Source organism: Halocatena salina (assembly GCF_023115355.1).
Taxonomy (GTDB): Archaea; Halobacteriota; Halobacteria; order Halobacteriales; family Haloarculaceae; genus Halocatena; species Halocatena salina.
The window spans coordinates 2,104,518-2,124,946 of the sequence record NZ_CP096019.1 but is presented as its reverse complement, the minus strand read 5'-3'; the positions used below and the strand labels follow the sequence as shown (position 1 = coordinate 2,124,946).

At 60.3% G+C, this 20,429-nt stretch carries 23 protein-coding genes; 10 read left to right on the top strand and 13 right to left on the bottom strand.

The genetic code is table 11. The features are described from left to right. Positions 1-140: 140 nt before the first annotated feature. Together MW046_RS10865 and MW046_RS10860 are read left to right on the top strand one after the other, a co-directional pair. Positions 141-1,682: an outer membrane protein assembly factor BamB family protein gene (locus tag MW046_RS10865; protein WP_247993126.1), complete on the top strand. Its 1,542-nt coding sequence runs from the start codon at positions 141-143 to the stop codon at positions 1,680-1,682. A 473-nt stretch (positions 1,683-2,155) separates the two neighbouring features. Next, a complete protein-coding gene (locus MW046_RS10860; RefSeq protein ID WP_247993125.1) occupies positions 2,156-2,632 on the top strand; it encodes a metal-dependent hydrolase in 477 nt (158 codons plus the stop codon). Positions 2,633-2,645: 13 nt separating this feature from the next. Here the strand turns inward: MW046_RS10860 and MW046_RS10855 are convergent, their stop codons facing one another. The 5 genes from MW046_RS10855 to MW046_RS10835 form a co-directional block, all read right to left on the bottom strand. Further along, positions 2,646-3,410 (bottom strand): PHP-associated domain-containing protein, encoded by a 765-nt coding sequence (locus MW046_RS10855; protein WP_247993124.1) that lies wholly within the window; start codon positions 3,408-3,410, stop codon positions 2,646-2,648. A gap of 80 nt (positions 3,411-3,490) precedes the next feature. Then, the gene (locus MW046_RS10850) at positions 3,491-3,928 is read right to left on the bottom strand and encodes a transcription elongation factor Spt5 (RefSeq protein WP_247993123.1); all 438 of its coding nucleotides are present in this window, start codon (positions 3,926-3,928) and stop codon (positions 3,491-3,493) included. Continuing rightward, positions 3,928-4,101: a protein translocase SEC61 complex subunit gamma gene (locus MW046_RS10845; protein WP_247993122.1), complete on the bottom strand. Its 174-nt coding sequence runs from the start codon at positions 4,099-4,101 to the stop codon at positions 3,928-3,930. Before MW046_RS10845 ends, MW046_RS10850 begins: the two co-directional genes overlap by 1 nt. 112 nt (positions 4,102-4,213) lie before the next feature. Beyond that, positions 4,214-5,395: a cell division protein FtsZ gene (gene ftsZ, locus MW046_RS10840; protein WP_247993121.1), complete on the bottom strand. Its 1,182-nt coding sequence runs from the start codon at positions 5,393-5,395 to the stop codon at positions 4,214-4,216. A gap of 67 nt (positions 5,396-5,462) precedes the next feature. Beyond that, a complete protein-coding gene (locus MW046_RS10835; protein ID WP_247993120.1) occupies positions 5,463-6,818 on the bottom strand; it encodes a D-aminoacyl-tRNA deacylase in 1,356 nt (451 codons plus the stop codon). 83 nt (positions 6,819-6,901) lie between these two features. Between MW046_RS10835 and MW046_RS10830 the strand changes: the two genes are divergently transcribed. From MW046_RS10830 to MW046_RS10810, 5 genes are all read left to right on the top strand, one after another. Next, on the top strand, positions 6,902-7,693 hold the full coding sequence (locus MW046_RS10830) for a shikimate dehydrogenase (RefSeq protein ID WP_247993119.1): 792 nt from the start codon (positions 6,902-6,904) through the stop codon (positions 7,691-7,693). Positions 7,694-7,756: 63 nt separating this feature from the next. Beyond that, positions 7,757-8,371, top strand: a complete 615-nt coding sequence (locus MW046_RS10825) for a helix-hairpin-helix domain-containing protein (RefSeq protein ID WP_247993118.1) — start codon at positions 7,757-7,759, stop codon at positions 8,369-8,371. After that, complete coding sequence (gene pabB / locus MW046_RS10820; RefSeq protein WP_247993117.1) at positions 8,371-9,828, top strand: aminodeoxychorismate synthase, component I; 1,458 nt, start codon at positions 8,371-8,373, stop codon at positions 9,826-9,828. The genes MW046_RS10825 and pabB overlap by 1 nt, the downstream gene beginning before the upstream one ends. Before the next feature lie 26 nt (positions 9,829-9,854). Next, positions 9,855-10,472, top strand: coding sequence for an anthranilate synthase component II (locus MW046_RS10815; protein WP_247994769.1), 618 nt, complete (start codon positions 9,855-9,857; stop codon positions 10,470-10,472). Beyond that, positions 10,457-11,323, top strand: a complete 867-nt coding sequence (locus MW046_RS10810; RefSeq protein ID WP_247993116.1) for an aminotransferase class IV — start codon at positions 10,457-10,459, stop codon at positions 11,321-11,323. The genes MW046_RS10815 and MW046_RS10810 overlap by 16 nt, the downstream gene beginning before the upstream one ends. Here MW046_RS10810 and MW046_RS10805 read toward each other — a convergent pair. Continuing rightward, positions 11,317-12,396, bottom strand: a complete 1,080-nt coding sequence (locus MW046_RS10805; protein WP_247993115.1) for a saccharopine dehydrogenase family protein — start codon at positions 12,394-12,396, stop codon at positions 11,317-11,319. The two genes, MW046_RS10810 and MW046_RS10805, sit on opposite strands and share 7 nt — an antisense overlap. 202 nt (positions 12,397-12,598) lie before the next feature. Between MW046_RS10805 and MW046_RS10800 the strand changes: the two genes are divergently transcribed. Beyond that, positions 12,599-12,754 carry a DUF7559 family protein gene (locus MW046_RS10800; RefSeq protein WP_247993114.1) on the top strand — a complete coding sequence of 52 codons (156 nt, stop codon included), beginning with the start codon at positions 12,599-12,601 and terminating at the stop codon, positions 12,752-12,754. A gap of 46 nt (positions 12,755-12,800) precedes the next feature. Next, complete coding sequence (locus MW046_RS10795) at positions 12,801-13,277, top strand: Hsp20 family protein (protein WP_247993113.1); 477 nt, start codon at positions 12,801-12,803, stop codon at positions 13,275-13,277. On the opposite strand, the gene MW046_RS10790 is transcribed toward MW046_RS10795, so the two are convergent. Continuing rightward, complete coding sequence (locus MW046_RS10790; protein WP_247993112.1) at positions 13,244-14,044, bottom strand: DUF7388 family protein; 801 nt, start codon at positions 14,042-14,044, stop codon at positions 13,244-13,246. The genes MW046_RS10795 and MW046_RS10790 overlap by 34 nt on opposite strands. A gap of 181 nt (positions 14,045-14,225) precedes the next feature. Between MW046_RS10790 and MW046_RS10785 the strand changes: the two genes are divergently transcribed. After that, positions 14,226-14,897: a DNA methyltransferase gene (locus tag MW046_RS10785; RefSeq protein ID WP_247993111.1), complete on the top strand. Its 672-nt coding sequence runs from the start codon at positions 14,226-14,228 to the stop codon at positions 14,895-14,897. A gap of 19 nt (positions 14,898-14,916) precedes the next feature. Here MW046_RS10785 and MW046_RS10780 read toward each other — a convergent pair whose 3' ends face one another. The 6 genes from MW046_RS10780 to MW046_RS10755 all read right to left on the bottom strand — a co-directional run bounded on the left by MW046_RS10780 (position 14,917) and on the right by MW046_RS10755 (position 20,412). Beyond that, positions 14,917-15,516 carry an NUDIX hydrolase gene (locus tag MW046_RS10780; RefSeq protein ID WP_247993110.1) on the bottom strand — a complete coding sequence of 200 codons (600 nt, stop codon included), beginning with the start codon at positions 15,514-15,516 and terminating at the stop codon, positions 14,917-14,919. Between the two features lie 91 nt (positions 15,517-15,607). Next, positions 15,608-16,051: a DUF7109 family protein gene (locus tag MW046_RS10775; RefSeq protein ID WP_247993109.1), complete on the bottom strand. Its 444-nt coding sequence runs from the start codon at positions 16,049-16,051 to the stop codon at positions 15,608-15,610. Then, positions 16,048-17,220, bottom strand: a complete 1,173-nt coding sequence (locus MW046_RS10770; protein ID WP_247993108.1) for a glycosyltransferase family protein — start codon at positions 17,218-17,220, stop codon at positions 16,048-16,050. Before MW046_RS10770 ends, MW046_RS10775 begins: the two co-directional genes overlap by 4 nt. 31 nt (positions 17,221-17,251) lie before the next feature. Next, entirely contained in the window at positions 17,252-18,412 is a 1,161-nt protein-coding gene (locus tag MW046_RS10765; protein WP_247993107.1) for an MFS transporter, read from the bottom strand. 104 nt (positions 18,413-18,516) lie between these two features. Continuing rightward, entirely contained in the window at positions 18,517-19,608 is a 1,092-nt protein-coding gene (locus MW046_RS10760; protein WP_247993106.1) for an aldo/keto reductase, read from the bottom strand. A 252-nt stretch (positions 19,609-19,860) separates the two neighbouring features. Continuing rightward, a complete protein-coding gene (locus MW046_RS10755) occupies positions 19,861-20,412 on the bottom strand; it encodes a hypothetical protein (protein ID WP_247993105.1) in 552 nt (183 codons plus the stop codon). Between the last annotated feature and the right edge of the window lie 17 nt (positions 20,413-20,429).

Here is a 20,429-nt window from a genome sequence, read left to right as displayed (position 1 = left end):
GGGAGAGCGGACTCATTCTTCTAGCGATTCACAGTCGACTGTAGATCGACTTGTCCCCCGTCCCCGCGAGCAAAGCGAGCGGGGGGATCGACGAGTGGCCAGAAAGCATATTCTAGACCCCCAATAATCGGTTTTTATCGATGAAATTACAAAGGATATCAATCAACCGACGATCGTTTCTTTCCGGAGCGGCTGCCGCCGTCGTTGGTACCGGTGTGACACTCGGGACGAGCGATCCGATACGGGCGCAGTCGGAACCGACGGGCGAAGAGCACTGGACCCACCCTACTGGGAACGCGGCTTCTACCGCTTTCAACAGGGGCGGCGTCGGGCCGACTGGGGACGTTTCGGTCGCGTGGGAAGGTGGCGCTGGTGGGTACCATAGTGATGTGAGTGTGAAAGCGGTCGTCGACGGGACGGTGTACGTCACTGATGGTTCGCTGGGCGCACTCGATGCAGAGGACGGGACGGAGCTGTGGGAGTTCAGGGCCGAAATCCCCGACAGAGAATTCTCCGATACTCCAGCGGCAGCCATCGAGAGTGCTACGGTGATGGACGGGGTCGTGTACGCACCGGTTCGCATCGGTGCCTACGATTCGGAGAACATATACCGCACAGAGCACACAGCGGTGGTCGCGGTCGATGCGGAAACCGGCGACAAACTGTGGCGACGTGATGCGCCGGTAGCCGGTATGTTTTCCACAACGACAGCGGTCGATGGGTCGCTTTTCGTGCGTGGTCCGGATCTCGGCGGTGGCAAGGGCCGATTCGTGTATGCACTCGACGCAAACGATGGGTCCGTGCGTTGGCGCCAGTCCATAGAGGTGGAATCGTGGGACAATTCCCCGTCAATCGTCGCCGATGGATCGGTGTTCATTGCGCCAGCCAACGGCGTCAACGCCTACGACGCGGCTACCGGTGATCTCGTCTGGGAAGCACTCCCTCGCGTGAAAGACCTCTCGGTGGCGATGGTGTCGGATAGCACCCTGTTCGTGAGCGAAAGCACCGAACCGGGAGCGACGATCATCGCGCTCGAGGCAGCGTCGGGAGACGAGCAGTGGAAAACGTCCTACAGCGGGGACGTCAAGGTGGATATCGGTACAGTAGACATGGAACGGCTGTACGTATCCATGAACGAAGACGCCGACGTCATCGCCCTCGATCGAACCGACGGGAGCGAAGCCTGGCGGGCGACTATACCCCAACCACCGATCCCTCCGGAAGAACCACCCGCAAAGCCGATTCCAGCTCGCGGCATGGCCCGCGTGGGGGGGCTGTTGTACATCGGGGGTGCCGCACTCCAGCCGAGCGATGGGTCGATCGTCTGGAAACAAGGAGTCGAAGAACCGTGGATCGCCGGGTATTGGTTGGACGCCGTTGCCGGGGGGCGGGTGTATCTCAGCGGCGATAGTCTGGTCGTGATGGAAGGGACCGAAACCCAGACGAAGACACAAACGCCACAGTCAGACACCGAGCAAACAGACGACCGAATCGAGACGACCCTCAATACACCGGACACGACGACCCAGAAACACGACGGGACAACCCAACGACCGGACGAAACGACGCCACGGCCGGAACCGAACCGAACCAACACAACTGTCACTGACGGACCGGGCTTTGGCGTGGTAACTACCGTCGCAGGCGGCGGTGTGGGTGCGTGGCAGTTTTTCACCAACTGAATAACAACCGATCCGGTGCGTGTCGACGGCTACAACTATTCGATCGGGAACAGATCCCCAAGACGAGAAGCGACCCCCGGCTACGGCACGCCTGATCGACGTCGCCGCAGTGACATTTCCAGATAGTATGGGTTAGGAACGAACATAGTTCCAATTCTGGAGATGGTGGATAGAACCGATCAATAGGGTGTTCCAGCATCCATTTCTTACAGACAAATGATACTTGGTGAGAGTCAATATCCATTTACTTATATGTATTAGTGGTAGTTTCATGTGGATATTTCATAGACTAAAACACTTAACAGTGTATTTCCTGAATAGCACAGGACCGACGCATCCCGTGATTTTAGCTTTGATTGAGGGCGCTAAGCCCCTTCCTTAACCGCGAGCGCAGCGAGCGGCGGGGAGGAGATACAGTCGCTCGGAACGGGAAACGGAAACTGTTTCTGCGCTGGTTCGAAATTCAACCAGTTATGAACAAGCGCGGACACGTACTCAACGGATTGTTGCTCGGTGTCGGTGTCGGGTTCATCCTCGCACCAGCGGGAGACGTCGGCACGCTCAGAACCATCGTGGCGGTAGCAGTGCCGATCACGCTCGGGGCGTTGGTTCCGGACATCGACACGGAGTTCGGCCGTCATCGGAAGACGCTACACAACCTACCTGTGTTGGGACTGTTCATCGCATTTCCGGCAGTTTTCAGCAACCTCCACTACGTCTGGATCGGCGTGTTGACCCACTACGTGCTGGATATGGTCGGTAGTAAACGGGGTATCGCGCTGTTCTATCCCTACACACAGGAGTATGGGTTTCCGACCGGCGTGGCAACCAAAAGTGAGTACACGAACCTCGTTACGTTGTTCATCACGGGAAGCGAGCTGCTCGTGGGATCAGCCATCGTGTATGGTCTCGGATGGTACGGGTGGCCGTTGACGCCGTTACCCGCGTGATCGACCAGACAGCTCAGTAGACGCGGACATCCTCGAACCGATCCTCGTAGGCGATGTGTCCGGGGTGTGTCGGTTCGGTCCCAGAGAGAAGCGTCCGGTCGATCTTGCTCCAGGTGTTCTCGTACAGGAGATGAGCGAATTCGATCCCACACCGAACGTCGTGCTCGAACCCCGATCGGTGGAACGTTCGACGCGGTGCGTGGTCTTTCAACGCCGCCGCGAGGTCGTCGACATCGTCGATCGGCTCCTCGAAGGTGGTCCACGTCTCTCCGATCGTTCCGGGGAGATGGGCGTACGAGGAAGCAAATCCGGGGAGACCGGTTTCACTGGCGATCGTCTGGGCGCGTTCGTTGTGGATGGTCAGATGTTTCGGATTGTACGTTTCGACTGCGTGAACGTCGTACTGGCGGATATCTGTGACGTCGAGGCTGACGGTGAGAAACTCCGGATGTGGAGCCAACACCGCTGCTTCTTGGCGATGAAGCTCCGCCATGACCCCGGAAAGAGTAATGAAATCCGGAACTGACTCCGTCAATCCGACAGCAAGGACGTGTTTTCGGTCGTGCCAGGCGCCCGTGAAGATCTCCCGGGCGGGAAAAACGGTGAGTTCCTCATCGGAGAACGCCTCTGCTTTCGCTTGGATGGCCGGGAGACGAGTAAAATGTGGTGCGTAGACGATCGCATCAAGGCCACGAACTTTGGCTCGCTCGACGATCGACTCGTCCAAAACCTTCACGTGCATATCGATACGTACGCCCTCCCCGACCTCTCGTCCCATCACGATGGCGAATACTCACAGTCGATTGATAACGATGCCGTTCCATTCGAACAGTGACGAACCGACGTCGAACGTCGTAGCTACCGATCCTCGCTATCGAGGACACGAATCTGATCGCCACGGACAGTCACCGGAATCGGGACTGTCGCCTCATACAGCTCGACAGTAACTTGATCCTTGCTTTCGTCGATGCGCTGGACCTGCGCTTTCTCGCCTTTGAACGGTCCTGCAATGAGCTCCACGATGTCGCCTTCCGCGATCCCCTCGACGTCGGGTTTGGGCGACAGGAAATGTTCGACCTCCACGATCGAGGATTCACCTTCGACCAGCCCCCGGGCGTGGGGGATCTCATCGAGGATACGATCGAACACGCTGGCATCTTCAGCCTCGACCATCACGTAGCTTGTGAGCGAATCAGGCGCGAGCGCCGCGTGGACCGACGATTCCTCGCGGTTCATGATCATGTCGGCAACGGTGCGCTCCTGACTCGCAGTCGTTTTGACAGCGTAAATCGACATCAGACACCACCTGGAAGGAACTGCATGATGACGAAGATGACGAATCCGAGAAGTCCGACGAGCATGATCCCCGCACCTGCGACGAGCGATATTTGAGTAAACTCGTCTCGATCTGGGGTGCTAGCGAGCTTGAGCACCCGAATGTACGAGGAGAGATCTGTTGGGATGTTCATGATCGGATCTTACGGATGGTCGTTTTTCTATCTTTCTACCGCGCTACCCGAGCAGAACACGATCGAACGAGACCGAGAAAGAGAATGATGACCCGATCGAGGACGACAGCGTCTATTCGATGTAGTCGATGGAGTCAGTGGTCGACGACCGAGACCGGGCTTCTCGGTCGGCTTCACTCCGACCGTAAATTTGGGGAGATTCCACGCCGGTCACGACGACCATCGTTTCCATTCGCTGTTCGAACTCGGTATCGACCGATGCACCCCAGATGATACGGGCATCGTTGTCGATGCGCTCGTAGATCTCTTCTACGACGCCTTCCGCTTCCTCGATGCTCATACCGGGACCGCCAACGACGTTGATGAGTGCGCTGGTGGCATTCGAAAACTCCACGTCGAGTAGCGGCGAGCGAAGCGCAGACCGGATCGAATCGCGCGCCTTGTTCTCCGATTCGGATTCGCCGAGTCCGATCATTGCCACCCCACCGTTTTCCATGATCGCTTTCACGTCGGCAAAATCCACGTTTACGAGGCCCGGTTTGGTGATGAGTTCGGTCATCCCTTTCACCGAGCGCATCAACACGCGATCACAGATCTTGAACGCGTCTTGAAGTGGTAGGTTCGGCGCGTATTCGAGCAGACGGTCGTTCGGAATGACGATGACCGTATCGGCGACCGATCGCAGCCGTTCCAACCCGGCGTCGGCGTTCGACCGACGGCGCTTGCCCTCCGCCGTAAAGGGAATGGTAACGACCGCGATGGTGAGCGCACCGGCCTCCTGAGCGGCTTCCGCGACAACTGGTGCCGATCCCGTCCCCGTTCCACCGCCGAGTCCTGCGGTGATGAAAACCATATCCGAATTCCCGATGGCGGCATCGATGTCGTCTTTGTTCTCAAGGGCGGCCTGCTCACCGATCTGAGGAACGGAACCAGCACCACGACCGCCGGTTTGCTTGCGACCAATGAGGATCTTCGAGTCCGCAGTCACCTGTTCTGAGAGGTGTTGAGCGTCAGTGTTGGTGGCAATGAGGGTCGCGCCGTGGATACCCTCTTCTGCCATCCGGGTGACGGTGTTGCCACCGGCCCCACCACACCCAAAAACCGCGATATTAGTTTCTAATTCGCTAACAATATCCGCGAGCTCGTCATCGGTCATCGTACCGGACGTGGCGGCAGTGGTGGCCTCGGTTGCAGTTCCATCAACCTCGGACCCGTTCTCCTGCTGGGAGTTGTTCCCTCCGGCCTCCGGCTCACCCTCGGCCTCGTTGATCGCGTCCTCGATGATCGAGTCCATACGTGCGTTGGATAACAGCAACGTCGGATAACTATCTTTCGCCACCGGTATGACGTGTGTCAGACAATCATATAGATGAAAACATATGCGTCTTTCGTTCACGAACGTCGGCCGGTGTTATGATCGTATCGTCGATCTCGACGGTCTGACCGTTCGAGAGTCGTCCGAACGCCGGACCTTCTGGAACACCGTACTGTCGCGCCAAAGTAGGGGAAAACGCGTCTTCATGGGCAATGACATTTTCCCCGTCGCGTTCGACGTCGTATTTACGTTGGAGAATCGTTATGAACGCTTCCGTAAGGTGGTTTCGATCTACCGTCGAGGGAAGGACGACGATACGGTCGAGTTTCGTCCCGTTTTCTGTCGTGGTGACGGCGACAGCGCGAGAACGAACCATCGAGAGGGTTCGCTCGTGGTTGATCCCGTTCGCTGCCGCGAGGAGATCGGCAGGGATCTCGATTCGTGACAGTTCGTCGTGGTCGGTAGGATCAAACTCGCCGGAGACGGCATCGGTCGATGGACAGCGATCACCGAACCTGAGACCGTCCGTGATGGGGCGAACGGACCGTTCGAGGTGGTTCACGAGGGCAAGCGGTATGCCATCGGTTTCTCGCACCCACGTTTCACTGACGGTCCGGTAGCCGAGTTCCTCGATCGTTCGTTCGAGTGCTGGATCGTCCTCGACCAGTGCGTAGGTCGTTCCGCTGCGTTCGAACGCCCGTTTGAGGACCGAACGGTGCTTCTCGGGTGCTCCCATCGCCGCAAGCGCCCAGTCGACGCCGACGTGGCCCACGGACCACTCGGTGTCTCGAACGACGCGCTCGAACCGAGGGACGTAATGGCCACCTCCGAATCCGACGAGCGTTTTCTCGGCGTTCGGATCGACCGATCGCAACGCGAGGATGGCCCGTGCGACGGCTTGCGCACCCTCGGGATCGTTCCATTGTCGTTCGTCGCTTCCAAGTTCCACGAACAGGGAGGGAGTCGTGAGTTCGGTCGGACCGTGGTGGGTTCCTTCCAGTCCGACGTCGTATCCGTCGGGAGCGTGTTCGGTGAGTGCGGCGAGCACCGTCGACTGGGCGTTGGGTGCGGCCTGTGCTAACGATCGATCGTGCCCACCGAACTCGGCCGGGCCGAAGTTCCCGGTGGGATGGGCGGTCAGCAGTGGTCCCGTCTCGCCAGCGTGTCGAGAGGCAAAGACCAGCAGATCGATATCGGAAAACACGCTGTCGACGCCGTCGAGATGGAGGTGTAACTCCTCGAATTCCCGGAGTTCGACTCCGTCGAGCCGGTACACCGTTCCACCACCGTCGGCGTCCGACCGCGAGGCGTCGTGCTCCTCGCGCCACGATTCGAGCGTACGGAGCTGCTCACCGATGTGGACACTCGCACGGTCGGCTCGGCTGAGAACGATTCCGATCACACCCACAGTCGGCGGTCACACGAGTAAAGCCCATCGAGACGAGAGACCGGCTAGCTAATGTCCGCCCAGCGTGAACCCGGGCTATGAACGTCTTCGGACTCATCGGCAACCCGGTTGGCCATTCACTGTCGCCGCCCATGCACGAGCGCGCCTACGAGACCCTCGGAATGGACGCGCGATACGTCACGTTCGAACCCGACCCGGACGCGCTCGAACGCGCGATTAGGGGGGCGCAAGCGCTGGGTATCGAGGGGTTCAACGTCACGATCCCGTTCAAACAGGACGTGCTCTCGGTCGTCGACCCCGATCCCCTCGCTGCCCGCATCGGAGCGGTCAACACGATCGATCTCACCACTAACACCGGTTACAACACCGACGCCGTGGGAGCAGTCCGGGCGTTACGTGCTCACGACGTGACGTTGTCCGGGACGGCTGTCGTCGTCGGTGCGGGCGGGGCCGGGCGTGCCGTCGCGTTCGGTCTCGCGGATGCGGGTATGGCCGTACGAATAGCCAACCGAACAGCCGAACGGGCACACGAACTCGCCCGAGCGGTGCCGGACGCCTCGGGCCACGATCTCAGCTCGCTGCCGGAGCTGCTTTCCGACGCCGACGTGCTCGTTAACGCCACGAGCGTCGGGATGGACGAAGACGCCACACCGGTCCCAGCGGCGGCACTCCACTCGGATCTCGCGGTACTGGATGCGGTGTACACGCCGCTCGAAACGCGGCTTCTCAGAGAGGCAGCCGCTATCGGCGCGACGACTATCGACGGCGGATGGATGTTGCTTTATCAGGGTGCGGCGGCGTTCGAACACTGGACCGGCCACGACGCACCGATCGATGCCATGAACGACGCACTCCGATCAGAGTTGTAGCGTCGAAAGCGAACGCGACGGATCAGGTGCGTCTTTAAGTACTGCGACTCACTATCACCGCCCATGAACCTGCTCGATAAGATCAAATCGATTCTCAATATGGGAAACGAAGAATCGAAACCCGCGGACACAACTGCTACGTCCGACGTTTCATCGTACGAATCGAACAGTTCCGACCCTAGTGGTAACGGGACAGTTGACAAGAAATCCGACGCCGAACCGACCGGCGCTCCATCCGAAACCGACTCCACGAGGGTTCCCAACGTGGAAAAAGCCGAGACAGACACGGACATCTCCGCGAACCACACGGACGACGGTGAAACGGAGGCGGCCACAGCTGTCGAAGCTGAATCGAAAACGAAGGACACTGAACCAGAAACGGATAGCACCCAGCCAGAAACGGATAACAACGAACCGGAAACTGAGGATACTGAACCGCAAACCGACGACGGCGGATCACCCTCGGAAACCAATGGAGCCTCGACCGCCGAAGTGGTCGAGTCCGAACCGGTCGATGTGATCAAGGGCGTGGGAACCACGTACGCCGAACGATTGGGTGAAGCGGGGATCGAGACGGTAGACGAACTTGCGGCGGCCGATCCGGAGGCGATCGCCGGCGAGACCGACATCTCCGCCAAGCGGATCGAGCGCTGGGTGGGTCGCGCAGAGCATCGGTAATGAGTACAGTCGTGACCGATCGAGCGGCGTTCCGTCGATCCGCGCGGCCGGACGTGCGTGTCCCGGTCGAAGTCCGTGTGTCCGTCGATGATCCGTTTCTCGCCTATCGCCGTGCCCGTGACGGCGATTGTGGGGTGTATTTGGAAACGACGGGCGGGCAGGACGGCTGGGGTTATTTCGCCGTCGATCCGATCGATCAGGTGACTGTCGGCTCCGGCCGATCGGGCGCACTCGAAACGCTCGTCGACCGACTCGAGGAGGAAACACTCGTTCGGGGGGACTGTGAGATTCCGTATCCGTGTGGGGCGTTCGGCTGGCTGTCCTACGATATCGCCCGTGAACTCGAATCGATTCCGACGAGTACGACTGACGATCGTCAACTCCCGCGGCTCGAAATCGGCGTTTACGATCGGGTGGCGGCGTGGACGACTGACGACGGGAAGCCATCCGAGCTGCGTGTCACGGCCTGCCCACACGTTGGACCCGACGAACGGCCCGAAGCTGCCTACCGCCGCGGGCGAAGCCGGGCGCTCGAACTCATACGAGCGATCGAGACGGGTGATCCGACGGTCGAATCGCCACCAGTTCGATCGGAGACACCCACCACCAAGTTCGAAAGCGACTGCGGACGGGCAGCGTTCACAGAGCGCGTCGAACGAGTCAAAGAACACGTGCGAGAGGGTGAAACGTTCCAAGCGAACGTTTCACAACGGTTGTCCGCACCTGCGATCGTCCATCCGGTCGAGACGTACGCCGCACTCCGGCGTGTCAACCCGGCACCGTATTCAGGGCTGCTCGAATTCCCAAGCTGTGATCTCGTGAGTGCAAGCCCGGAACTCCTATTAGAGCGAGAGGGTGATCGGCTGCGAACGGAACCGATCGCCGGTACCCGGCCGCGCGGTGAAACACCGGCGGAAGACCGAGCGCTCGAAGCCGAACTCCGATCGGACGAGAAAGAGCGGGCTGAACACGCGATGCTCGTGGATCTCGAACGCAACGATCTCGGCAAGGTGAGCGAGTACGGCAGCGTTACCGTGAGCGACTACCGACGAATTGATAAGTATTCTGAAGTGATGCACCTCGTGTCGGTCGTCGACGGCCGACTCCGTGAGGACTGCGATCTGGCGGACGCGATCGCAGCGGTGTTTCCGGGAGGAACGATCACCGGGGCACCCAAACCCACGACGATGGCGATCATCGACGACGTAGAAGCGACCCGCAGGGGACCGTACACGGGAAGCATCGGGGCGTTCGGCTTCGATGGGCGAGCGACGCTGAACATCGTCATCCGGACGCTCGTCCGGCATGAAACGGAGTACCACCTCCGCGTCGGCGCGGGCGTCGTCCACGACTCGGACCCCGAACGCGAGTACGAGGAAACGCTGGCGAAAGCCCGCGCGTTGATCGCCGCAATCGATGAAGCGATCGATTCGACACACAGATTCACCGTCCAGTGAACGACTACACCGATGACGTTACAACGATGATTCTCGTGATCGACAACTACGATTCGTTCGTTTACAACCTCGTCCAGTACGTCGGGACGTCGCTTGCTGTGATCGATCCCGACGAAGGAAACGAGAAGTCGGTCGTCGTGCGCCGCAACGACGAGATCGACAGTGCCGGCATTCAGACGCTCGATCCCGACGGCATCGTCGTGTCACCGGGGCCGGGAACACCCGAGGAGGCAGGCGTCTCCATGCCCGTGTTCGGCGAGTTGTCCTATCCGACACTGGGCGTCTGTTTGGGTCACCAAGCGCTGTGCGCTGCCGCTGGAGTGAGTGTAGATCACGCGCGTGCTGTCGTTCATGGGAAACCCTCGACAATCAAACACGACGGGATGGGCGTGTTTGCTGGACTTCCCGAGCGGATCGAAGTCGGACGGTACCACTCGCTCGCCGTGACCGACGAGCTTCCGGCCTGTCTGATCGAGACCGCTCGCACCGACGACGGTCACGTCGTCATGGGCGTCCGACACCGCGACAAACCACACGCAGGCGTCCAGTTCCATCCGGAGAGCATCCTGACCGACGCGGGATACCGGATGATCGAAACGTTCTGTCGGATCTGTCTGGAGTCGAACCCATGTACTATCACGTAAACGGGAAACTGGTCGCCAGCGAGGACGCGACGGTGAGCGTGCGCGATCGCGGATTTCGGTACGGGGATGGGGCATTCGAAACGATACGGGCCTACGGAGGAGAACTGTTCGCGTGGACGGCCCACCGACAGCGGCTGACAACCACCTGTGAGACGCTCGGAATGGCCGACGCGGTGCCTGACGATCTCGGTGAACGGATCGATGCTACGCTCGAAGCGAACGGTCTCGCTGACGCCTACGTCCGAGTATCGGTGACGCGGGGGGTCCAACCGGGAAAGCTGACGCCCGGTCACGAGGTCGATCCGACTGTCGTCGTCGTCGTCAAGGAACTCCCGCGGAGTGGCCGAGACGGGACCTCCGTCTGGGAAGAGTACGCGACCGTTCAGTCGGTAGGAACCCGCCGGATTCCCGACGACGCGGTGCCGGTCGACGCGAAGACCCACAACTATCTCAATGGAATCCTCGCCCGAGTCGAACTCCGACGCGCAGCGACCGACAGCTACCAGCCCGACGAAGCACTGCTCCGAGACGCTGACGGCTACGTCGCCGAGGGGGCAACGAGCAATCTCTTTTTCGTCGAGGGAGGCACGCTCAAAACGCCACGGGAAGGGACGATCCTACCGGGTATCACCCGGAACATCGTTCTCGAACTCGCTGAAGATGAGACGTTTCCGGTCGAAACCGGCCGGTACACGCTCGATGACGTTCGATCGGCCGACGAGGCGTTTCTCACGAACACGACGTGGGAACTCCGACCGATCGAGCGGATCGACGGGATCGATGTCGGAGACGGGCCGATAACGAACCTGCTCGCGCGGCTGTACGACGGTATCGTCGAACGGTACTACTGAACCTGCGCCGACCGAGGGACCATCGCGTCGCGTCTGACGACATCGTCGAACTCCATAACGTACTCCGGACCGAACGCGGTAGCGGGCGTTTGGAATCCGTCTGCTGGCTCACCATCGAGCGTGCGCACCACACTCTCGACTGCCGTTTTGGCGGTCAACGCGTATCCGTTCGGGGTTCTGAGGCGCGCGACACGCGTCTTTCCACTCTCCTCGTCAGTCACTTCTCCCCAGAGCCGGGTCTCCCCGTACCGGCGTTGTTCCGCACTCGGTCCGTCGATCAGCCGGTCGACGAGCGATTCGAGACCGCTTTTGACCGGAGGCGTGTTCATCACCGGACGCAGATACCGAGTAAGCTGGGTTCCACGGATGGCCCACGATGGCAACGCCATGTAAAACTCGATGTTCGGAACTCCTGTCGAGTGATACGCCGTAGAAACGTCGCCCCACGGGATCGTGACCGCCGTCCGTTCCCCCGATCCGAAATCGATCGTTCGGGCATTCCATCCCGCTGGAACGGTTCGTATCTCTCCGTCCGTGCGAATGGCCCCACCCGAAAGCATTCCATCGATCATGGTTCGGGCGGTGCCCGGGGACGGAGTGCCGAGGCTCTCGAACCCGAGGGCGAGCTTCGATGGCTGTGAAACTGCATCGTGGAGGTGAACGGCGAGACAGTCCGAGGGAACCACGTCGAAACCCACCCCCGGAAGGACGGTCACACCGGCGTCAGTGGCCTGCTCATCACGAGCGGCGATCGATTCGAACACTTCGATCTCACCCGTGATGTCCAGATAATCCGTGTCCGTTTCCAAACACGCATCGAGGAGTGGCTCGTGAGTGTGAACGAACGGGCCAGCGCAGTTGAGAACGACGTCGACCGTCGACAACTGCTGTTTGACGATCTCGGGGCGCTGGAGATCGAACGTCCGGTATGTGAGTCCCCACTCCGACGCTTGTGCCTCCAGTTCGGAGAGATTCCGTCCGGCGAGTACTGGCTCTATCCCCCGTTCCATCGCGGTCGCAACCACGAGGCGACCGGTGTAACCGTACGAACCGTACACGAGAAGGTTGCTCATATGTTCATCTCTTCGACCAGAACCATAATCTACCCGCCGACCACGACGAATGTTGCTGTGATAGAAAGTAATTGAATTATAATCTTTAATAAATGGTATACAATATGTAAATAAACGATAGATAGTATTGGTGAATCAAAACAGGTGTGGTGATATTCTGACGGCCACGATATTGATTAGTGCTGGCAGTGTAGCCAATGGTATGCCAGAAACAGTTGAAGCCAAATGCACGAACGGGGAGTGTGAACTAGACATGGTAGAATTACACTACACTTACGATATGAATGAGGAAACGACTGTCGGCGATTTCGTCTGTCCGTACTGTCGTTCTGATACGCTGGAAGAGATCGTCGTTTGATAGATCATACCAAATCGATAAACGCGCGCGCACCATACTGTAAGATATGTTACGGAGACTTGGCGAACGCATCGAACGGACGGTGTTGGCGGGGGTCGGTCGTGCGACGAGCCAACTCCAAGAGCGTACGCCGCTGTCGGTCGATCTGCTAGAAAGCGAGAAGAGCTACCTCGCGGAGTTCGACGCGCCTGGCGTGGCAGCCGAGGACATCGACGTGCGACTGGTCGAAACGGAGCTTCAGGTCAAACTCCATCGAACGCGCGATCTCGACGAATCGATCGATCTGCTGTTGCGCGGTCGGGGACTGCGTCGTTCCGGGTCAGTGTCCCTGCCGTCGTCGTCCGTCGATGCGGCGGCAGCGTCGGCGACGCTCACGTCCTCGGGGACGCTCCGGATTCGAATCCCGAAAACCGAACCGGGATCGGCGGCGGAGCCGATCCGGATCGAAACGGCCAGTGAAGACGACAGCGAGACGGACACCGACGATGATCAGTCCAGTCCGTCGAGTCCGGCGGCTGGATAGCCGACGACCGTATCGACTCCAGCCGCATAGAGCGCATCGATCCGCTGACGGATCGTCTTTCGGTCTCCAACGAGCGCGAACTCCTGAGCTGCAGTGAGAAGGCGGTCACGAACTGCCCCCCTCGCGTGGCGGTCGGTTGCCGGCTCGTCCGACCGTTCGGCCAACGACTTTCGAACCGTGCGGCGGCGAGCGACGTATCCACCAACTGCGTCGAGAATCTCGTCTTCTTCGCTCGAAAGAACGGTCGGGGCATACACCGAAACATCACCATCGTAACCGGCCGCCCGCAGCGCTCGAATCGATGGACGTGTCTCTTGGGTGAGCAGTTCGTACTGAACACCACCGGCCGCAAGCGCGATCCGCTTGATGCCCGCAGTGCCGACCCACGGTCGAAGAGCAGTTGCCGAATCGAGAGCTTCCCGGAGACGCGGCGCGACCGCTCGGCGCTGCTCCGTGTCGCTCAGATACGCTGCGTGTCCGGCGACGAAGATGCGCCCCACGTCCGCTGGAATCCACTCGACCAGCGAGTCGTCCCCGAGCGGATCGAACCCGTCGGCGCGGACGGGCGTCGTGAGATAGACGGAGCCTCGGTCGGCAAGCGCACGGAGTTCGTCCGCGCTCGGGAGATGCTCACGGCCCTCATAATCGATCACCACCGTGTCGACGGAGAGATCATCGACGCGGGTCACGTCACACTCGGTGGGCTTCAGCGCTATCGCATCGAAGCCGACGCGAGCGAACGGCTGTTGGGACTGTTGTGTCGTCACGATACCACCTCCTTCGAAATGAGATTACAGACGATGCGGAACACGATCAGCCGTGAAAACGACCATACCGACACCTAGCTCGGACGGCGCAAAAGCGTGACGTTCCGGGCGAGCGTTACGGTGCTGTCGGCCGTGACTTATCCATCAGCATATTTACTATTGATTGCACGTACACAGCCACATGGACACGTATCTCGCCCTCGAATACGGCCACCGCGAGGAACTACCGGATGAATACGTGAACGAGGTTCGAACGCCCGACGCCCTCGTGGCCCATTTCGTCAAGGCGTTCACCGATCCCGGCGATCGGGTGATCGACATCTTCGCCGGATACGGGACGACACTCACGGTGGCCGAACATCTCGATCGCGTGCCGTTCGGGATCGAATACGAGGCCGACCGCGTTGCCCACATCCAAGACCGGATCTCGACGCCGACGCACGTCCGACACGGATCAGTCCTCGATCTGGAGCCGTCGTGGTTCCCACCGTGTGAGTGCTGTTTCACCTCGCCGCCGTTCATGACGCAGACGATGGAGGAGAACCCGTTCGAGAACTACGCGGGTCGGAGTACGTACGAAGAGTACCTCGCGGACATCGAAACGGCGTTCACCCGTCTTGGGTCCGTGCTGGCCCCCGGTGGGCACGTCGTCGTCGACGTCGCGAACATGAAACACGACGGAACGGTGACGCCGCTCGCGTGGGACATCGCCGATCGGGTGTCGAACGTCTTCGAGTTCGAGGGTGAGGTCGTCGTCACGTGGGAGGGTGAGAGCCCGATCGGACGGGACGGACGCTTTGGCTACGGCTACGATCACACGTACTGTCACGTGTTCAGGAACTCCGAACCGTAACAAACCTGTTCCCGTCGGATCACACCGGAAATTCGGCGTCAGGATCGACGCGGCGGTCGGGTTCGGGTGGACGTTCCCAGTCGGTAACGAGTTCAAGGAACTGCACGAGAATTCGGGCAGTCGCGCCCCAGACGGTGTATCCGTTCACGCGGAAGTAATGGAGCCGGATGTCTCCATAGTAGGGATGATCACGCCGTTCGGAGTCGTAGTTGGAGTAGTCAGTGAGCGCGTCGATCGAGAGTCGAACGATCTCGGCCACTTCGCGCTCGTCGGGGAGATACGTCCGATCCGGAATTCGAGCCACGTGAGGGCACACCGAGTACCGGGTGACCGTTCGTATACAATCGAGCTGACCGATCACGTCCGCTTCCGTCTGTCGGAGACCGATCTCTTCGTGGGCCTCTCTGAGGGCCGTTTCTCGGAGTGATGAGTCGTAGGATTCCCGCCCACCGCCGGGAAAACTCATCTGTCCGGGATGCTCGCTGAGATAGGCAGCGCGTTCGGTGAACAACAGCTCCGGACTCCCATCCAGCGCGATGACCGGGACGAGCACCGCCGCTTCGCGCTCCTCGGTACACACCACGATCGGATCGTGGTCACCGACTCGTGCCAAGTCCATGCATACATCACTCATCCAATGGATTTATCTTTCGCGGTGAGTGCTGAATCTGCTCGCATTCCGGATGTGTCACACCCGGCTCTCGAACGGATCACTGCTCGGGTAGCCGGTTCCGGACCTGTCCCAGATCGACCGCCCCCCACGCTTCGAGATCGTAGCTCACGTCCCGAAAATGGGCGATTCGACGGTCGTCACCGCCAGCAACGGCGCGCGCCGTCTCCCCGCGAAACCGTTTCTCGACCGATTGAGCCAGTTGTTCCCGATCGATCGACCGGGGCTCGATCGACATGATGTGAGGGAGGTCGGTCGCCCCGGGTGGAATCACCGGAAAGGCCGTCGGGCCGACTGCTAGCCCGCCCTCGCACTCCACGAGGTGGTAGGACGTGACGGCGCTGTCGATGAGCGCCCCATTAGGTGGATCCTCGCCGCGTTTGAACGCGAGTTCTACGAGGGCGTCGTTGAGCTCGTTCCGTGTGAGGACGCCAAACAGGTCGACGATTCCAGCGAGTTCATCGGCAGAGAGTTCGAGCGTCATCTGTCGGTGTCGAGATCGATGCGGTCGGCATCAACATCACCGTTGCTATAACGATGCGCCGACATGCTCGCGCCAGCGTCGACGAGATCAGCGATATCGTCCTGTGAGGCGGTTCGGACCGCCGCTGAGTCGATCGGAGTGTCCGTCCACGCGGGTAGACGAGCGTCGGCTGTCGGGGAGGTCACTGCTGGTAGATACGCATCGATCTGGTCGCGTTCTGACTCACTGTCGTAGTCCAATCCATTGAACGCTGCATCTGTGGCATACTGATCGATGAGCCTGTCTGCTGCTTCCTGGTACTGCTCCCGTAGCGATTCGTAGTCGAAAGTGACCCCGTCGGCTTCCAGCACCGAAAACAGCGACGCACCGACATCGACGCTCATGTCGCCCAGTCCGTGTGGACCATCGACCGATCGGTGGTCGTGTTTGTGAACACCGAGATCGATCTGGGCAGTGCCCTCGAATCCGGCGTGCTCGAACGCGGTGCCCAGTGCCCCGACTTCCAATCCCCAACCGGGAGGCACCCGCAACCGACGCGCAAGTCGAGCCGTCATCGCCATCTCTCCGGCCAGCGCGTACCGGAACGCATCGAGATACGAAACGATCGGAGCTCCAGACAGCTGAGACAGCGCACGAATGAGCGGCGCATAGAAGAGTCGAAACAGCCGTCCGTACAACCGGTTTCGCTCGATACGCGCGTAATACCCCTTGACGAACGAATAGTCTCGTTCGAGCGGGAACAACAGCCGGTTGACGTGGCCGTGTGAGTACGTTTCGACGTCCGCGTCGTGGACGACGGTGTACTCCGTATCGCTTGCGACCCCGAGCGCGAGCCATACGTCCCGACCCTTGCCGCCAGTGTCACTGAAACCAGCCTCGGTGAGCAGTTCGTTCACGCGCGGACCGTTGCACCAGATCGTCTCAGTGGAAACGTCATAGCCAGCTAGCCAGTCGTGAATCGACGCGACAGCGGGCGCATCAGCGCGCAACGCGATCACGACACGAGCAGGAGCCACGTCTTCGAGCGTCCGTAAGATGCGGTCTGTAGCGTGACTCGTGTGAGCGTGACCGGTCATCGGGATGACGACGCTCGCCCGATCAGTCGGCGCGTCGGGAACGGTGTCGGTAAAATCGTGTAATGTCGTTATCCGCTCCTGAACGTACTCCATCAGCGAAACTAATGAGACGAGGGGAAAAGACTCATCGATCGACTGGGAACGACTCCGTTCGACGATCAGTAGGGAACCCACCAACCAGATACACCACTACGAACACTGATAAGACGAGTCCGACGACACCAGCAAACCCCCGAAAGACGGGATCGAATCCGTAGCCAGCGTCGACGAGCGCGCCGAGCACGGAGCTCCCAGGGGCCTGAACCAGCATCATCCCACCACTGTAAACCGCATACGCGCTGGCCCGGCTCTCATCGGGGAGCGACGAGAGCAAGAGCGTGTCAATAGTTGGGAACAAGCAGTGAATAACGTAGCCGAGCACCGCACTCACGACGAACAGCGCGAGGTAGCCCGACACGACAGTGAGCACGAGGAGACAGCACACGAACGCACCACAGACGGCGAACATGAGCGGTGCGTTGGGAAGACGTTGGGCGAGATAGCCGGTAATCAGAAACGCGGGGATGCCAGCACCGAACAGCACCGTCAACAGCCCTTGTGCCGCCGGCTGTGAGAGCGACTTCGCTGTGATCAGATACGTGACGTAGAAGTTGAACACGCCCTGCCAAACGAATCCAGTCACACCGACGAACACGACGCCGACGAGGATGAGCCGCCATTGGCGGCGCGCTGCACGGACGAAATGGCGATCTGCCGCGCCTGCCGCGGGGAGGTCAGTCATCGAGATGATCACGAGGAGGACGACCGTCGTGAGTCCGCCCACGACGGCGAGCAATGAGAACGCGAGTCGCCACGATCCGAAAAGTATTACGCCGCCAACAAAGGGTGCCGCGACGACTGCTGCGACTTGGCTCGACATCCCATGGATGCCGATCATATCCCCGACGCGATCCGGGAAGAGTTCAGTTACCAGCGGGTTCGCGGCGATGAAATACGTACCACTCGAAACGCCCAAACAGAACGCCCCCACCATCAGCCACTCGATACTACTCGCAACTGCGGAGAGTCCGCCTGCCGCCGTGAGGACGGTCCCGGCTGCAAGCACCACGTAGTGGCGAGGAACGCGCGTGAGGAGATAGCCAACGGGGAGACGAGGGCTCGCGCTGCCGATCCACACGAGCGTTGCGAGCAGTCCGACGGTCGCGTCCGTCGCGCCGAACGTCGCTTTCAACGGCTCAAGTAGCGGCGAGAACAGTACCCGTGCCAGATTGACTAGAAATACCATCGAACACAACGTACCGAACAAATGACGGCGTGTCACGAACGTGGATTCGAGTCGATGGGTATCAACCCTCGTGAATCAGTTCTCGAGTGGGACTCTGTAGCGTATTATTCGAACGTAGCGTCGAACGCCTGTGCACCCATCGGTTCGAACGTCCCGGCAGCGACGTTTTCATCCACGTGGTCGGTCGTGCGCATGCCGACGAGTGCGCTTGTCACGCCGGGGGCGCTCCGCGCGAAGTTGATGGCTCGCTGTACAGCGCTGTCGCCGTTCAGCGTGGCGGCCACGGCGTCCGGAATCGCTCCCGGTCGGGTTAGATTGCCTTGTCCGATGGAGGCGCTCGTGAACACGTTCAACCCGGCGTCGTGGGCGAACCGAAGCGCACTTTTCGCTCCCTCACTCGATTCGTGTGATTCGACGGTGAACGCATCGGCCATGTGGACGTTGAACGGAAGCTGAACCGCTCGGAAGTGTGTGGCGTCGGTCCCCGCTCGGTCGGAGGCGTTCCGGGCGCGTTCGACGATTTCGGGCAGCGAGAGGTAGCTGTCGTGCCCCTGTGGAACGCGAAAGCACTCCCACGTTGCGACTCCATAGTGGCGGATGTGCCCTGCCAGTGCACGCTCTTCGAGCCGAGTGAACGTTTCCTCCAGTTGGTCGTACACCTGTTCTCTGGGCGTCGTTTCGAGCTGTGTCTCGGGGTTGTGGACGTAGTACAAGTCGATGGTGTCGACGCCGAGATTGTCGAGCGACCGGTCGAGCTGGTCGTCGATGAACGAGGGGTGAATGCAGTGGATGCCGCGAGCCAGCTCCTCGGAGTCGATGATGTCGGGGTCGAGATACTCCCGTCGGATGTACGCCCGGGGATCGTCGGGCCGGGATCTGTCGAACGGGATGAACCCGCCTTTCGTCGCCACGAACACGCTGTCACGGTCGGTTTCGGCGTTTTGAATCGCCCGGCCGACCACCCGTTCGCTGCGCTGGTGGCGATAGTTTATCGCCGTGTCCACGACGTTGACGCCGTTCTCGATCGACCGACCGACGGCGTCGTGGTAAGCCCGATCGGCCGCATCGGTCGGGTCGCCCAGATACGTTCCTACACCGATACTCGACACTACGCAGTCTGACAACCGTCGGAAGTACGTGCGGGCGAAGTCGGGAAAGCGATCCCGGTAGGCCCACGTCGCCGTGTTCGTCGCCATACTCCTCGTTCGTGATGCTGCGTCTTACTGTTACCGCGACCCGACACTCCGCGAGCGCCGTCCACCACCTTTTTTCCGCTCGGGTGGCCGGAGGCCACCCTCACGCAAAAAATCTGCATTGCAAGAGCGAAGCTCTTGCAGGCTCCCACTCGCTTCGCTCGCGGGAAGACCAAAAAAAGCCGCTCGCTACCGCTCGCGGGGGGTGACCTTGCCCGCCTCCGCGACCGCTCCGCCTTCGCCGCCTTTGTGTTCTCAGTCGTCGGCGTGGACGGCTGGCGGCGCATCCACGACACGAGCCACGTCGGGGTAGCAAGCCCGTAATCCATCGAGATCACCACGGTGACGATAATGGCAGTACTCCGCCAGCGTTGTGACTAACGCGGCTGGGGCACTCGTTGCGGCGGGTTGCTCGGTTATCGCAGTCGGGTCCTGGTCGTCCTCGGGCGTGTACACCGACTGCACGACGGTGCCGTCGCGCTGTTCGTGGTAGCGCACCCGACCGCCGTTCTCGAACCACCCGGTGACGACCAGCTCTTTTGCCGCGTTGTAGCGCGTGATGTTCGCAATCCCGGGTAAATCATCGTACTCCATTTGTGACCGACCGAGTCCGGCCGTCGCTAGAATCTCCTCGATCTGGGTGGCGTGCGCACAGCCCGTACTGCGACAGGGCTTGCACCAGATACCGTTTCCCACGTCCATCACGTAGTACAACTCAGCTTTCGAGATCGTCGCTCGATCGTCGAGGGTCGAGATGTTCATCGACTCGCCAAGCCGATCCCAGAACTGAAACACTGGTAACGTCATCGACGACCCTCCAGCAG